Source organism: Pseudomonas sp. Fl4BN1 (assembly GCF_009908285.1).
Classification (GTDB): domain Bacteria; phylum Pseudomonadota; class Gammaproteobacteria; order Pseudomonadales; family Pseudomonadaceae; genus Aquipseudomonas.
This window is the reverse complement of record NZ_JAAARM010000066.1, coordinates 1-13798: the sequence shown is the minus strand read 5'-3', so window position 1 is coordinate 13798 and position 13798 is coordinate 1. Positions and strand designations below refer to the sequence as shown.

Here is a 13798-nt window from a genome sequence, read left to right as displayed (position 1 = left end):
GGTCTGGGTCTGCATGGCGGTTCTCCGTCGGTCAGTTGAAGCGCTCGGCGCGGTAAGGGGTGGGGTCGGTAAACGGGGTTTCGCCGGTGACCATCTGCGCCAGCAGTTGGCCGCTCACCGGGCCCAGGGTCAGGCCGTGGTGGGCGTGGCCGAAGTTGAACCACAGGCCAGGGTGGCGCGGGGCGGGGCCGATCACTGGGCACATGTCCGGCAGGCACGGGCGGCGGCCCAGCCAGGGTTCGGCGTCGAGGCGCTCGCCCAGGGGGTAGAAGTTTCGGGCCAGGGCTTCGCAGCGGCGCAGTTGGATTTCGTTGATCGGGTCGTCGCGGTCGGCGAATTCGATGCCGGTGGTCAGGCGGATGCCGCCCACCATCGGCGCCAGGACGTAGCCACCCACCGGGTCGAGGATCGGGTGCTGCAGGCGGGTGCCGGGCAGGGCAGCGTAGTGCATGTGGTAGCCGCGCTTGATCGCCAGGGGAATGCGGTAGCCCAGGGGCTCGAAGATGCCGCTGGCTTGCGGGCCGAGGGCGACTACCACTTCCTGGGCGGTGATCGGGCCGAGTTCGCTCTGCACCTGCCAGCCGCCTTCGATCTGGGTCAGGGTCAGGGCATCGCCGATGACGAATTGGCCGCCGCGCTGCTTGAACAGTTCGGCGTAGCCCCGGGTCAGGCCGCCGGGGTCGCTGACGGTCTTGGGGTCGAGCCAATGCAGGCCGCCCACTATGTCGGGGTGCAGGCCGGGTTCCAGGGCCAGCAGTTCGGCGCGGTCCAGTACCCGGTAGTTGAGTTCGTAGTCGCGCAGGTCGGCGGCGGCGCGCTGGGCGAAGTCGAAGGCCTGCTGGTCGTTGAAGGCTTCGAGCCAGCCGCCGTCGGCGATCAGCTCCAGCATGTTGGCCGGGCGGGCCAGGGCCAGGTGTTCGGTGACGCAGCGTTCGATCAGCGGCAGCATGGCGCGGGTGGCGGCAGCCAGGCCCTTGGGCGAGGAGTGGCGCCAGTATTGCAGCAGCCAGGGGCCGGCCTTGGGCAGGTGGCGCAGGCTGTAGCGCACGTCCGATTGCTGGTTGAGACCGTAGCGCACCAGCTTGGTCACTTCCCGGGGGAAGGCGTAGGGAATCACGCTGGCGCGTTCGATCAGCCCAGCGTTGCCGTGGCTGGTGCCGTTGCCCGGAGGCTGGCGGTCCAGCAGCACTACTTGGCGGCCGCGGGCCTGCAGGTGCAGGGCGCTGCTGACGCCGACGATTCCGGCGCCCAGAACTAAGGTTTGGCAATGCATGGTTCAGTCCTTATGACAGGGGCCGCGCGGCGGCCCGCTAAAGGGTTCAGTTCAGGTGCCGGCCCAGGCGGCCTTCCAGGTATTTGAGGCTGCGCCGCACCACTTCGACGATCAGCAGGTAGAGCACCGCGGCCCACAGGTAGATCTGGAAATCGAAGCTGCGGGAGAAGGCCAGTTTGGTCACTCCCATCAGGTCGTAGATGGTCACCAGGGAGGCGATGGCGCTGGCCTTGATCATCAAAATCAGCTCGTTGCCCAGAGGCCCGATGGCGATCAGCAGCGACTGCGGCAGTATCACTTTGCGAAACGCGGTCCAGCGCGACAGGCTCAGGGCCTTGCAGGCTTCGCGCTGGCCCTGGGCCACGGCCAGCAGGCTGCCGCGCAGGATCTCCGCCTGGTAGGCGGCGGTGTTCAGGGTGAAGGCCAGCAGGGTGCAGAACCAGGCGTCGCGGAAGAACCACCACAGGCCCACGTCCTGCCAGAAGCCTTTGAACGAGCCCAGGCCGTAATACAGCATGAACAGCTGGGCCAGCAGCGGCGAGCCGCGGAAGAAGTACACATAGGCCCCGGTGAAGCGCCGCAGGAAACGATTGCTGGACAGCCGCCCGAGGGCGATCAGCAGGCCGAGCACGGCGCCCAGGCTGAAGGAAATCGCCACCAGCTTGGCGGTCACCAGCAGGCCGTCGATAAAGCGCGGGCCGTAACGTTCCAGCAGTTCCTGGTTGAGGAACAGGTTCAGCAGGTCATCCAGGTTCATGGCTGCAGGCTCCGTTGCGCACGGTTGAAGCGCCGTTCGAGAAAGCTGAACAGGTGCCCCGACAGCGCCGAGAAGAACAGGTAGCCAAAGCAGGCCACGCTGTAGAACAGCATGGGCTCCTTGGTCACGCTGACCGCGAGGTTGGTCTGGCGCATCAGGTCCACCAGGGAAATGGTCGACACCAGGGAGGTGTCCTTGAGCAGCGACAGCCAGTTGTTGGAAAGGCCGGGCAGGGCGATGCGGGTCAGTTGCGGCAGCAGCACCCGGCTGAAGGTGGTGCGCCGCGACAGGCTCAGGGCGCTGGCGGCTTCGTACTGGCCCTTGGGCAGGGTCTTGAACGCGGCCAGCCAGATCTCGCTGGAGAAGGCGGCGAACACCAGGCTGAAGGCGATCATCGCGGCGACGAAGGTGTTGATCGCCACTTCACCGGGGTAGCCCAGGGCGCCGAGAATTTTTTGCGCGGCGATCTGGCAGCCGTAGTAGATGATCAACAGCGTCAACAGCTCCGGCAGGCCGCGAAACACCGTGGAAAAGGTCGTGGCCCAGGCCCGCGCCCAGCGGTTTTTCGAGCGTGCGGCCAGGGCCACCAGCAAGCCCAGGGGCAGGCCGATGGGCACGCAGGCCAGGGCCAGGGCGATGGTCACCAGGGCCCCGGCGAGCAGGGCCGAGCCCCAGCCGCCGCTGGCGAAGGACAGGAGTGACAGCTGTTCGAACATGCGCGAACCCTCTGGAAGAATGAACCGTGCAGGGCGCCGCCGCGTTCAAGGGAACGCGGGGCTTAGGCAGCGTCAAAGGCGGCCGGTCAGTAGATGTCGAAGGCGAAGTAGCGGCTGGAGATCTGCTTGTAGGTGCCGTCGGCGACGATCTCGTCCAGGGCCTTGTTCAGGCGCTCGCGCAGGGCGTTGTCTTCCTTGCGCACGGCGATCGAGGCGTCGGCGGTGGTGCCATTGACGTCACCGATGATCTTGCAGCAGTCCTTGCCGGCGCTTTCGGCCCAGGCCAGCAGCGGGAACTTGTCGGCGATCACCCCATCCACGCGCCCGGCCGCCAGGTCGCTGTTGGCTTCGTCCAGGGTCGGGTAGAACTTCACGTCGGCGCCGGCCGGGCCGTAGTGGTCCTCGGCGTAGATGGCCTGGGTCGAGGAGGCCTGGGCGCCCACGGTGCGGCCCTTGAAGTTGGTCTGGGCGTCGCTGATGTCCGAGTCCTTGGCCACCGCCACCGACAGCGGGGTGCGGTAGTAGTGGTTGCTGAAGGCGATCTTTTTCTTGCGCTCGTCGGTAGCGATCATCGAGGCCACCACGGCGTCGTATTTTTTCGCCAGCAGCGCCGGGATGATGCCTTCCCAGTCCTGGGCGACGATCTGGCACTCGACCTGCATCTGCTTGCACAGGGCATTGGCGATGTCCACGTCGAAGCCGTGCAGCTGGTTGTTGGAGTCCACGTAGTTGAAGGGCGGGTAGGCGCCCTCGGTGGCGATCTTCAGGGTTTCAGCCTGGGCGGTGGAAGCGCCGATGACCAGGGCGCAGGCGCCGGCGAAGCGAAGGACGTTGTTCATGGAGCACCTCGGTTATTTATTGTTTTGCGCGGGTGGACGATGTGTAGCCAACAAATTCGTTATGCAGGGCGGCGGTGGCTTCCAGGCGTTTTTCCACCTCGGGTCCCAGGTGCTTGCACACCTCGTTGATCAAGAGGTGCACCAGCGACAGCATGGCCGCGGTGGATTCCCAAAACAGGTTGAACTCGGTGGGCACGCGGAACACCTCGTCGGCGTTCTGCTCGGCCCAGTCGCAGAAGGTGTCGGTCACCAGGGTCACCGGAATCCCCGCCTCGCGGGCCTTGCGGCACAGGGTCAGGGCGTGGCGCGAATAGCGCCGGGCCTCGAACACCACCAGGGCGCAGTCTTCGGCGGGGCTCAGCAGCACGTCGGCGAAATGCCCGGCGGAGCCGTCCACCAGGTGCACGCCGTCGCGCAGGTATTGCAGCAGGTGGACCATGGAGGCGGCGATGCCGCGCTCGGTCTGGAACCCCGCCACATACACCCGGCGCCGGCTGGCCAGGCGCTGGACCACGGTCTGCCAGGCCGGGGTCAGGCTGTATTCGTAGACCTTGACCAGCGCCGCCACTTCCAGCTCGAAGCTGCGGGGCAGGCCCTGGGCCGCCGGGTTGGGCTGCTGGCGAAATTCCTGCAGGCGGTCGCCCACCAGCCACGGGCCTTCGCCGAGGTCGTTCTTCAGGTCGTTTTTCAAATCCTTGAAATGGCTGTAGCCGATGGCGCGGCAGAACCGCCCGACGCTGGACTCGCTGACGCCGAGTTTTTCGGCGATGTCGGCGGCGGTCTGGAAGGGCAGCTCATAGAGGTTGGCCAGCATGTAGCTGGCAATCGCCCGGCCCGACGCGGTGGCGCTGGACAGGCTGCTTTCAAGGCGTTGTTTGATGGATTGGCTCATGGGTTTTCATTGTTATTGGCCGTTGACAATGGAAAATGAATGTTTTCTGTCATTAAGTCAATATTTGACAGTTAACTGGCGTGACGCGATAGTCAGGCACCTTCCAATAACAATTCCAATGGAGCTGCAATGACCGAAGCGAACCACGCGACCCTGGCGCAGGCTGATGTCGAGTACCTCGGCCTGTCTGCCTTGACCGACTTGCTGCAACGGATTTTTCTTCGCCACGGCACCTCTGCCGAGGTGGCCCGGGTGCTGGCCGACAACTGCGCCCGGGCCCAGCGCGATGGTTCCCACAGCCACGGGGTGTTCCGCATTCCCGGCTACCTGTCGTCCCTGGCCAGTGGCTGGGTCAACGGTCAGGCCGTGCCGCAAGTGGAGGATGTGGCCCCCGGCGTGGTGGCGGTGGACGCCGCAGGCGGCTTTGCCCAGCCGGCCCTGGCGGCGGCCCGCGAGCTGCTGCTGAGCAAGGCCCGCAGCGCCGGGATCGCGGTGTTGGCGGTTCGCAATTCCCATCACTTCGCGGCCTTGTGGCCGGATGTCGAGCCCTTCGCCGAAGAAGGCCTGGTGGCCCTGAGCCTGGTCAACAGCATGACCTGCGTGGTGCCCCATGGCGCCCAACGCCCGCTGTTCGGCACCAACCCGATTGCCTTTGCCGCACCCCGCGAGGGCGCCGAGCCCATCGTCTTCGACCTGGCCACCAGCGCCATTGCCCACGGCGATGTGCAGATCGCCAAGCGCCAGGGCGAACAACTGCCACCGGGCATGGGGGTGGACCGCGACGGCCAGCCCACCTGCGATCCGGCAGCGATTCTCGACGGCGGCGCCTTGCTGCCCTTTGGCGGGCACAAGGGCTCGGCGCTGTCGATGATGGTGGAGCTGCTGGCGGCGGCGCTGACCGGTGGCAACTTCTCCTTCGAGTTCGACTGGTCGCAACACCCGGGGGCGCAGACGCCCTGGACCGGGCAACTGCTGATCGTCATCGATCCCAACCACCTGGGCGGCGGGCGTTTTGCCCAGCGCAGCGGCGAGCTGGTGCGGCAGATGCAGGCCGTGGGCCTGGAGCGCATGCCGGGGGATCGGCGCTACCGCACCCGGGCCAAATCCCTGCAAGAGGGCATTCCCCTGGCCGCTGCCGAGCTGGCACGGCTGCGGGCCCTGGCGGCCGACGACTAAGGGCTTTATCGGGTGCAGTCCTCAGCGGGTAACCCCAGCGCCGGCCCTACCGAGGGGCGTTCCGCATTCCCGATCTTTCGCGTACCTGCGCCTTCCCCGTAGGAGCCGGCTTGCCGGCGAAGAGGCCCGCCAGCCTTGCACCAGGCCGGCCGACGCCTTCGCTGGCAAGCCAGCTCCTACACGGTGGTCGGGCATTCAGGCGGTCACGCACCTACACCCATGGAACCGGCTACCCGCTACCCAAGTAGCATTCGTGCCCCGGGGCCGGCTTCGTACACTCATTGCTCAGACAACCCGCGCCGGAGGCGATGATGCAACAAGCCCAGAGCGAGGGTGTGGTCAGTGCCATGTCCCAGGCGGTCGACCCGCAGCAGGTGGCTCAGGACCTGGCCAGCCAGTTGCTGCATCCGCACCTGGGCTTCGTGCTGTTCTTCTGTTCCGCCGAATACCCCCTGCACACCCTGGGCCCGGCCCTGCAACAGAGCTTTGGCGGCATCCCCCTGGTGGGCTGCACCAGCGCCGGGGAAATCACGCCCCTGGGCTACGGGCGCAATTGCGTGACCGCCATCGGTTTCGACCATCGGCACTTTTCCATCGCCGCTGAATTGATCGACCAGATGGAACACTTCAGCCTGATCGACGCCCAGCAGATGGTCGAACGCCTGGTGGGGGATTGCCGCAGCAACACCCTGGCGCCGATCAAGGGCAACAGCTTCGCCCTGACCCTGCTGGACGGCCTGTCGAGCCGCGAGGAAATGGTCCTTGCTGCCCTCAGCGCGGCCCTGGGGGACATCCCGCACTTCGGCGGTTCGGCCGGCGACGACAACTACCTGACCCACACCCACGTCTACTTCGGCGGCAAATTCCACAGCGGCGCGGCGGTGCTGGTGCTGGTCAATACCTGGCTGGATTTCGAGGTGTTCACCACCCACCACATTCAGCCCCGGGAAGAAAAACTGGTGGTCACCGGCGCCGACAGTACCTTGCGCCGGGTCTATGAACTGAATGCGGAACCCGCCGCCGAAGAGTACGCGCGGCTGATCGGCGTGCCCCTGGCGCAGCTCGACCATCGGGTGTTCGCCGCCCACCCGCTGGCGGTGCGGATCAACCAGCACTACTACGTGCGCGCGGTGCAGCAGGTGCACCCGGACCTGAGCCTGAGTTTCTACTGCGCGGTGGAAAACGGCATCGTCCTCACCGCCATGACCCCCGGCCCCTTGCTGCCCAACCTGCAACAGCTGTTCGACGGCTTGCAGCAGCGCCTCGGCGGGTTGTTGCTGACCATTGGCTGCGACTGCTTTTTGCGCCGCCTGGAGCTGGAGGGGCAGGGCAGCCTGGAGCAGATCGGGGCCTTTTTGCGGGAACAGCGGGTGATGGGTTTCAACACCTACGGAGAACAGTTCAATGGCATGCACATCAACCAGACCTTCACCGGGGTCGCCATTGCCCGCAGTCGCACTCCGGCCCGCCGCTGAGCTGCAAGCCCAGCTCGACTGCCTGCAACGCGAGAACCGCAAGCTGCGGCGGATCAACAGCGCGCTGATCGAGCGGGTCGAATCCGGCATCACCCGCGGCAACGATCCTTATGCGGCGTTCCAGCATTCGGTGGTGCTGGCCGAGCAGGTGCGCGAACGCACCGACGCCCTGAACCAGGCCATGGCCGAGCTCAAGGCCGGCAACCATTTGCTCAGCGAAGCGCGGCTGCGGGCCGAGACTGCGCACCAGCATCTGATCGACGCCATCGAGAGCATTTCCGACGCCTTCGTGCTGTTCGACCAGGAGCAGCGCATCGTCCTGTTCAACAGCCGCTTCCGCGCCTTCTGGAGCCACAGCCGGGTGCGGATCATGGCCGGCATGCGCCTCGCGGAAGTGCGCCGGCTGATGACCAGCACCGGGCTGTTCAGCGAAGAACCGCGCAGCGGCGCTGAGGAGCAGTTGCTCTATCGCCTGCACAACGGCCGCTGGCTGCAGGTCAGCGAGCGGCCGACCCGGGAAGGCGGGCGGGTGATCCTGTTCACCGACATCACCGAGGTCAAGCACAGCGAAACCCTGCGCCGGGAACAGGCGGTGGCGCAAAAGTCCCACCTGCTGCAACGGGCGGTGGACAACCTGTCCCAGGGCGTGGCCATGGTCAGCGCCGAGGGCGTGCTGGAGTTGTGGAACCGGCGCTTCCTCGAACTCAGCGGGCTGGCCCCGGTGGCCGCGCATCGCTTGTTTGCCGAGGTCATCGGCGACAGCGAACTGCGCCTGCTGAGCCCCGACAGCCGCGACGCCAACGGCCGGCCGATCCACGAATGCGAACAGCGCCTGAGCGATGGCCGGGTGCTGGAGATCCGCACCCATCCGCTGCCCACCGGTGGTTTCGTCAACACCTTCACCGACATCACCGAACGCTACCAGCACGCCGAGGCCCTGAGTGAAAGCGAACGCTGGATCCGCCTGATCACCGACCATGTGCCGGCGCTGATCGCCTACCTCAATGCCGACCTGGTGTACGAGTTCACCAACAAGGTCTATGAGGAGTGGTACTGCTGGCCGCGGGGCGTGATGCTCGGCCAGAGCCTGCGCGAGGTGCACAGCGAGCAGCACTACCAGCGCCTGGAAAGCTATGTGGAGCGGGCCCTGGCCGGGGAGAGCGTGACCTTCGAATTCGCCGAGACCAACATCAACAACCAGGAGCGCTACATGCTGCGCTCCTACGTGCCCAACCGCCTGGCCAATGGCGAGGTGGTGGGGATCTTCGTGCTGATCCGCGACATCACCGAGCGCCGGCGCACCGCCGAGGCCCTGCATCAGGCCTACCAGAACCTGGAGCTGCGGGTGCGCGAACGCACCGCCGAGCTGACCACCCTCAACCAGCAACTGCTGCGCGAGATCGAAGAGCGCAGCCGGGTCGAATCACGCTTGCGCGAAGCCAAGGCCGAGGCCGAACGGGCCAACCTGTCGAAGACCAAGTTCCTCGCCGCGGTCAGCCATGACCTGCTGCAACCTCTGAACGCCGCGCGGTTGTTCACCAGCGCCTTGCTCGAGCGTCGCGACCCTCAGGCCAGCAGCGCCTTGGTGCGCAATGTCAGCAACTCCCTGGAGGATGTGGAAAACCTGCTGGGCACCCTGGTGGACATTTCCAAGCTCGATGCCGGGGTGATCAAGGCCGATATCGCACCCTTTGCCTTGAGCGAACTGCTGGAAAACCTCGCCGCCGAGTACGCCCAGGTGGCCCGCAGCGAGGGCCTGGAACTGCACTTCGTGGCCTGCTCGGCGCTGGTGCGCAGCGACATCCAACTGCTGGCGCGGATTCTGCGCAACCTGCTGAGCAACGCCATCCGCTACACCCGCCAGGGCCGCGTGGTGCTGGGCTGCCGGCGCCAGGGGCACTGGCTGTCGGTGGAAGTCTGGGACAGCGGCATGGGCATCGCCGCCGAACGCCTGGAGGAAATCTTCCAGGAGTTCAAGCGTGGCGAAGAGCAGCGCCCGGACCAGGATCGCGGCCTGGGCCTGGGGTTGGCCATTGTCGAGAAGATTGCCGGGATTCTCGGGCACCGCATCGGCGTGCGTTCCTGGCCGGGGCGCGGCTCGGTGTTCAGCGTGCAAGTGCCGATCAGCGCCAGCGCGCCGGTGCCAGCGCCGCGTCCGGAGCTGGGGGAAGCCCTGCTGGAACGTTTGCAGGGCGCGCGGATCTGGGTGCTGGATAACGACGCGGCGATCTGCGCCGGCATGCGCACCTTGCTTGAAGGTTGGGGCTGCCAGGTGATCACCGCCTTGTCCGAAGAAGACCTGGCGCGCCAAGTGGACGACTACCGTGCCGAGGCCGACCTGCTGATTGCCGACTACCACCTGGACCAGCAACAGAACGGCATCGATGCCGTGGCACGGATCAATGCCCGCCGCGCCCTGGCGATCCCGGCGATGATGATCACCGCCAACTACAGCAACGAGCTCAAACAGCAACTGCGCGAACTGGGCCACACCCTGATGCACAAACCGGTGCGGCCGATGAAACTCAAGACCGCCATCAGCCACCTGCTGAGCCCAACGCGCCATCCCTGACAACCGTAGGAGCTGGCTTGCCAGCGAAGGCGCCCGAGAGATCGCCTTCGCCGGCAAGCCGGCTCCTACGGGCCCCCCACGAAATCACTGACTGCTTTAGGAGCTGGCTTGCCAGCGAAGGGGTCCGCAGACCGCCTTCGCCGGCAAGCCGGCTCCTACGGGGCCCCCCACGAAATCACTGACTGCTGTAGGAGCTGGCTCGCCAGCGAAGAGGCCCGCAAGATCGCCTTCGCCGGCAAGCCGGCTCCTACAGGGCCCCCACGAAATCACTGACAGCTGTAGGAGCTGGCTCGCCAGCGAAGGGGCCCGCAAGATCGCCTTCGCCGGCAAGCCGGCTCCTACAGGCCCCCCCACGGAATCACTGACTGCTGTAGGAGCTGGCTTGCCAGCGAAGGGGCCCGCAGACCGCCATCGCCGGCAAGCCGGCTCCTACGGGCCCCCCACGGAATCACTGACTGCCGTAGGAGCTGGCTTGCCAGCGAAGGGGCCCGAAAGACCGCCTTCGCCGGCAAGCCGGCTCCTACAGGATCTGCTGCACGCTCACCTGAATTCACCGGCGCAGGTACGCGCCGAAATCAATATCCCCAGCACTCAGAATCGCCTGCACTCGGTTGTGCACATTGAGCTTGCGCAAAATCGCCGAGACATGGGCCTTCACCGTGGTTTCGGCAATGTCCAGGGTGTAGGCGATCTGTTTGTTCGACTCGCCCTTGGTCATCCGTTCCAGCACCAGCAGCTGTTTGCGGGTCAGGGCCTGGAGCAGTTCCGGGGGGAAGCTCGGGGTCTCGCTGTTGCGCCGCCCCGGCTGGCTTTTCTGGGTGCGGATGATGTCCGGCGGCAGGTACACGTTGCCGTTGAGGATCTGTTCGATGGCCTCGGTCATCTGTGAACGCGGCGAGGATTTGGTGATGAAGCCGACGGCGCCGTAGGTGATGGCCTGGAGCACGATCTGTTTGTCCTGCTCGGCGGAAACGATCACCACGGGGATGGTCGGCGCTTCGTTGCGCAGGGTGATCAGGCCGTTGAGGCCGTGCATGCCGGGCATGTTCAGGTCCAGCAGGATCAGGTCCAGGTCGTCGTGTTCCTGGGTCAGGGCCAGGGCGCTGTCCAGGTCGGCGGTTTCCATTACCTCGCTGCCGGGGAAACCGTCGCTGATGACGTTGTGGATGGCTTCGCGAAACAGTGGGTGATCGTCGGCTATCAGAATTCTATACATGGCCTTTCACCTCGTTATTGTGTTTGTGGGAGCGCAGGCTCAGGGAAAGCTTTCCGGCCGGGCCGCTACCACGGGCAGGCTGGCGGCCTCCCAGGCATCCAGGCCGTCGCGGTACCAGTAGATGTTTTTATAGCCCAGAGCTGCCGCGCGTTTTACCGCGTTCCAGCTCAGCCAGCAATCGGCGCGGCAGTAGAACACCAGGGCCCGCTGCGGGTCTGCGTTGCTGAGCCGTTGCAGGTTGCCGGTGAAATAGGCTTGCCACTCGGGGTTCAATTCGCCATCGCCGGTATTGGCCAGCCAGTGGCTGCCGGGGAGGTTGGCGTGGGGCTCGCTGTCGATGAAGCGGCCTTGCAGCCATTGCCGGCGATAGACGTCGATCAGCAGGGGGTTGGGCTGCTGCTGGAGCAGCGCTTGCAGGCCCGGGGTGTCGATGATCTGCGCGGCCTCGATCCGCGTGGGCGTCGGGCTGCGGTAGAGGCTGGTGCGATAGCCCTCGGCGGAAAACAGTGGGGTCTCGGCGTGGGCCATTCCCAGGGTCAGGCTCAGGGAGAGCAGGGCCAGGGTCTGCAGGGCGCGGGGCATAAGGCTTCTATCCTTTTTGTTATGGGCCTATTACATGCCAGGGCAGGGGCACTTGGGAATGCGACCATCGACAGCAAAAGCAGTACCAAAGTCGTAGCCGCCGGCGTGCCGGCGAAGGGGCCATTGGGGGGAGGCAGGGCTTGCGGGCCTCTTCCCTGGCCAGCCAGCGCCTGCAGCGGGTGGGGGTATGCAGAAAGTAGGAGCAGAGCGGTACCAAGGTAGTAGGCCGGCACTCTTGCGCGGGCCTTAGCATGGGTGCAGCGGCCATGGCCACCCGGAGGACTTCCCATGCGCATCCTGAAAGTGCTGCTCTTGCCGTTGCTGCTGATCCTCAGCCTGATCGGCGTCGATCGCTTGCACGGCTCACGGCCGGCACCGGTTGCGGGCCAGCCTGCGGCGCAGGGGCGCTAGGCATGTCGGCCCTGTGGCGGATCAACCTCTGGGTCACCGCCTGTTTCGCGCTGCTGACCCTGGCCTGCGCCGGGTTGTTGCTGCGCCAGGCGGCGGACGATGTCGAGCGCGAAGTGCAATCCGCCGAGGCCCTGGTGCAGTACCTGGGGGACAGCGCCGAACGCCATCCCGCCAGCCTGCAACCGGCACTGACCCGCAGCCTGCGGCATGTGCGGGTGCACTGGCTGGCACCCGGTGAACAGCCACCGCTCGCCGCCGAGCCTGATGGCTGGCTGGGGCGCCTGTTGCTCGGCGATAACCGGCCGAGTGCTCGGCTACTGGAATTGAATGATGGCCGGCGCGTGCTGATTGCGGTGAATGCCGCCGCTGAGCTGGGGGAAGTGCGCCAGGCCCTGCAGCAATGGCTCGGCCTGTGTGCGCTGGCGCTGCTGCTTTGCCTGCTGAGCATCGGCTGGGCGGTGCGCCGTGGCCGGGCCTGGCTTGATGAAGTGCTGCACGCCCTGGCCCAGGTCTCCGACGGCCAGATGGCGGTGCGCCTGCGCAGCACCGCGCTGCCGGAAACCCGCCAACTGGCCGAGCATTTCAACCGCATGGCCAGCGCCCTGGAGCAGGCCCATGCCGACAACCAGCAACTGACCCAGACCCTGCTGGCGGTGCAGGAGCAAGAGCGCAACCACCTGGCGCAGACCCTGCACGACGACCTCGGCCAATACCTGGCCGGCATCCGCGCCCAGGCCTGCCTGCTGCGCCTGGTGGTGGACCAGCCGGCCCTGGTGGCCAAGACCGCCGAATCCCTGGAGCTCAACTGCGAGCACCTGCAACAGGGCTTTCGCGCCATGACCCAGGACCTGTACCCGGTGGTGCTGGCCCACCTGCCCCTGGCCGAAGCCCTGGGGCTGCTGGTGCAACAGTGGCAAGCGCGCCAGGGGATTGAATGCCGGCTGTGGGTTGGCGAACGCCTGCCGGCATTGCCGGGGGCGAGCAAGACCCACCTCTATCGCCTGTTGCAGGAAGCCCTGACCAATGTCGCCCGGCACGCCGGCGCCAGCCAGGTGCGGGTGCGCCTGCAACGCCGCGGCCCGGGCCTGCGCCTGCTGATCCGCGACAACGGCCGCGGCGCGCCCCAGGCCCGCCGCGCCGGAGTCGGCCTGCATTCCATGGCCGAGCGGGCCCGCAGCCTGGGCGGCGAACTGCGCATCATCAACCGCCCCGGCGCCGGTTGGGCGCTGGCCCTGAACATTCCCCTGGAGGCCTGATGAATATCTTGTTGGTGGATGATCACGCGGTGGTCCGTCAGGGTTACGCCAGCCTGCTGCAGGCGGTGTTGCCGAGCATGCAGGTGCGTGAAGCGGCCAATGGCGAAGAAGCCCTGGCCCGGGTGCAGGAAGAGGTGCCGCAACTGGTGATCATGGATTTTGCTTTGCCGGGCATCAGCGGTTTGGAGACCACTCGGCGCTTGCGCCAGCGTTTGCCGCAGTTGCGGGTGCTGTTTTTCAGCATGCACGATGAGTTGCCCCTGGTGCGTCAGGCTTTGGAAGCGGGGGCTTCGGGGTATCTGACCAAGAGCTCGGCACCCCAGGTGCTGATCGAGGCGGTGCACCGGGTTCTGGCCGGGCATGCGTATATCGAACAGGGGTTGGCCACGCAGTTGGCGTGCACGCCGTTGCGGGATGAGAGCGATCCGCGGTTGCAGGGGATGACCCAGCGCGAGATGGAGATTTTCGTGATGCTGGCCAAGGGCACACCGGCACGGGTGATTGCGCAGCAGTTGTGTATCAGTGGCAAGACGGTGTCGAACTATCTGACCTTGCTCAAGAGCAAGTTGCAGGTGAGTTCCCATGGGGAGTTGGTGCATTTGGGGATTGATATGGGGGTGGTCAGGGTGGCGG

Annotated in this window: 13 protein-coding genes; 6 read left to right on the top strand and 7 right to left on the bottom strand. The window is 66.0% G+C overall.

Going from position 1 to position 13798, the window contains the following annotated elements; all coding sequences use genetic code 11:
• Positions 1-31 precede the first annotated feature (31 nt).
• From GV818_RS33260 to GV818_RS33240, 5 genes are all read right to left on the bottom strand, one after another.
• Complete coding sequence (locus GV818_RS33260; RefSeq protein WP_161759779.1) at positions 32-1273, bottom strand: NAD(P)/FAD-dependent oxidoreductase; 1242 nt, start codon at positions 1271-1273, stop codon at positions 32-34.
• Between the two features lie 46 nt (positions 1274-1319).
• Positions 1320-2030: an ABC transporter permease gene (locus GV818_RS33255; RefSeq protein WP_011060496.1), complete on the bottom strand. Its 711-nt coding sequence runs from the start codon at positions 2028-2030 to the stop codon at positions 1320-1322.
• Positions 2027-2746, bottom strand: coding sequence for an ABC transporter permease (locus GV818_RS33250; protein ID WP_015634996.1), 720 nt, complete (start codon positions 2744-2746; stop codon positions 2027-2029). The genes GV818_RS33255 and GV818_RS33250 overlap by 4 nt, the downstream gene beginning before the upstream one ends.
• 86 nt (positions 2747-2832) lie before the next feature.
• Entirely contained in the window at positions 2833-3585 is a 753-nt protein-coding gene (locus GV818_RS33245; protein ID WP_161759780.1) for a transporter substrate-binding domain-containing protein, read from the bottom strand.
• Between the two features lie 16 nt (positions 3586-3601).
• Positions 3602-4477, bottom strand: coding sequence for a MurR/RpiR family transcriptional regulator (locus tag GV818_RS33240; protein ID WP_161759781.1), 876 nt, complete (start codon positions 4475-4477; stop codon positions 3602-3604).
• A 129-nt stretch (positions 4478-4606) separates the two neighbouring features.
• Here GV818_RS33240 and GV818_RS33235 point away from each other — a divergent pair, with 129 nt between their 5' ends.
• From GV818_RS33235 to nahK, 3 genes are all read left to right on the top strand, one after another.
• A complete protein-coding gene (locus GV818_RS33235; protein ID WP_178125247.1) occupies positions 4607-5653 on the top strand; it encodes an Ldh family oxidoreductase in 1047 nt (348 codons plus the stop codon).
• 311 nt (positions 5654-5964) lie between these two features.
• Positions 5965-7128, top strand: coding sequence for a nitric oxide-sensing protein NosP (nosP, locus tag GV818_RS33230; RefSeq protein ID WP_161759783.1), 1164 nt, complete (start codon positions 5965-5967; stop codon positions 7126-7128).
• The gene (gene nahK, locus GV818_RS33225) at positions 7058-9700 is read left to right on the top strand and encodes a hybrid sensor histidine kinase/response regulator NahK/ErcS' (RefSeq protein ID WP_161759784.1); all 2643 of its coding nucleotides are present in this window, start codon (positions 7058-7060) and stop codon (positions 9698-9700) included. The genes nosP and nahK overlap by 71 nt, the downstream gene beginning before the upstream one ends.
• Positions 9701-10250: 550 nt before the next feature.
• Here nahK and GV818_RS33220 read toward each other — a convergent pair.
• Together GV818_RS33220 and GV818_RS33215 are read right to left on the bottom strand one after the other, a co-directional pair.
• Positions 10251-10916 carry a response regulator transcription factor gene (locus GV818_RS33220; RefSeq protein WP_161759785.1) on the bottom strand — a complete coding sequence of 222 codons (666 nt, stop codon included), beginning with the start codon at positions 10914-10916 and terminating at the stop codon, positions 10251-10253.
• Positions 10917-10955: 39 nt separating this feature from the next.
• Positions 10956-11498 (bottom strand): PQQ-dependent catabolism-associated CXXCW motif protein, encoded by a 543-nt coding sequence (locus GV818_RS33215; protein WP_161759786.1) that lies wholly within the window; start codon positions 11496-11498, stop codon positions 10956-10958.
• Positions 11499-11786: 288 nt separating this feature from the next.
• Between GV818_RS33215 and GV818_RS34755 the strand changes: the two genes are divergently transcribed.
• The 3 genes from GV818_RS34755 to GV818_RS33205 form a co-directional block, all read left to right on the top strand.
• Entirely contained in the window at positions 11787-11909 is a 123-nt protein-coding gene (locus GV818_RS34755; protein WP_256667675.1) for a hypothetical protein, read from the top strand.
• Between the two features lie 2 nt (positions 11910-11911).
• Positions 11912-13165: a sensor histidine kinase gene (locus GV818_RS33210; protein ID WP_161759787.1), complete on the top strand. Its 1254-nt coding sequence runs from the start codon at positions 11912-11914 to the stop codon at positions 13163-13165.
• Positions 13165-13798: response regulator transcription factor (locus GV818_RS33205; RefSeq protein WP_161778692.1), on the top strand; the 634-nt coding region annotated here is incomplete at its 3' end. The genes GV818_RS33210 and GV818_RS33205, both read left to right, overlap by 1 nt.

What these genes read in the sequence shown, in the direction of transcription:
- GV818_RS33260 (WP_161759779.1), bottom strand. Translation starts at nt 1,273, where the DNA reads ATGCATTGCCAAACCTTAGTTCTGGGCGCCGGAATCGTCGGCGTCAGC.
- GV818_RS33255 (WP_011060496.1), bottom strand. Translation starts at nt 2,030, where the DNA reads ATGAACCTGGATGACCTGCTGAACCTGTTCCTCAACCAGGAACTGCTG.
- GV818_RS33250 (WP_015634996.1), bottom strand. Translation starts at nt 2,746, where the DNA reads ATGTTCGAACAGCTGTCACTCCTGTCCTTCGCCAGCGGCGGCTGGGGC.
- GV818_RS33245 (WP_161759780.1), bottom strand. Translation starts at nt 3,585, where the DNA reads ATGAACAACGTCCTTCGCTTCGCCGGCGCCTGCGCCCTGGTCATCGGC.
- GV818_RS33240 (WP_161759781.1), bottom strand. Translation starts at nt 4,477, where the DNA reads ATGAGCCAATCCATCAAACAACGCCTTGAAAGCAGCCTGTCCAGCGCC.
- GV818_RS33235 (WP_178125247.1), top strand. Translation starts at nt 4,607, where the DNA reads ATGACCGAAGCGAACCACGCGACCCTGGCGCAGGCTGATGTCGAGTAC.
- nosP (WP_161759783.1), top strand. Translation starts at nt 5,965, where the DNA reads ATGCAACAAGCCCAGAGCGAGGGTGTGGTCAGTGCCATGTCCCAGGCG.
- nahK (WP_161759784.1), top strand. Translation starts at nt 7,058, where the DNA reads ATGGCATGCACATCAACCAGACCTTCACCGGGGTCGCCATTGCCCGCA.
- GV818_RS33220 (WP_161759785.1), bottom strand. Translation starts at nt 10,916, where the DNA reads ATGTATAGAATTCTGATAGCCGACGATCACCCACTGTTTCGCGAAGCC.
- GV818_RS33215 (WP_161759786.1), bottom strand. Translation starts at nt 11,498, where the DNA reads ATGCCCCGCGCCCTGCAGACCCTGGCCCTGCTCTCCCTGAGCCTGACC.
- GV818_RS34755 (WP_256667675.1), top strand. Translation starts at nt 11,787, where the DNA reads ATGCGCATCCTGAAAGTGCTGCTCTTGCCGTTGCTGCTGATCCTCAGC.
- GV818_RS33210 (WP_161759787.1), top strand. Translation starts at nt 11,912, where the DNA reads ATGTCGGCCCTGTGGCGGATCAACCTCTGGGTCACCGCCTGTTTCGCG.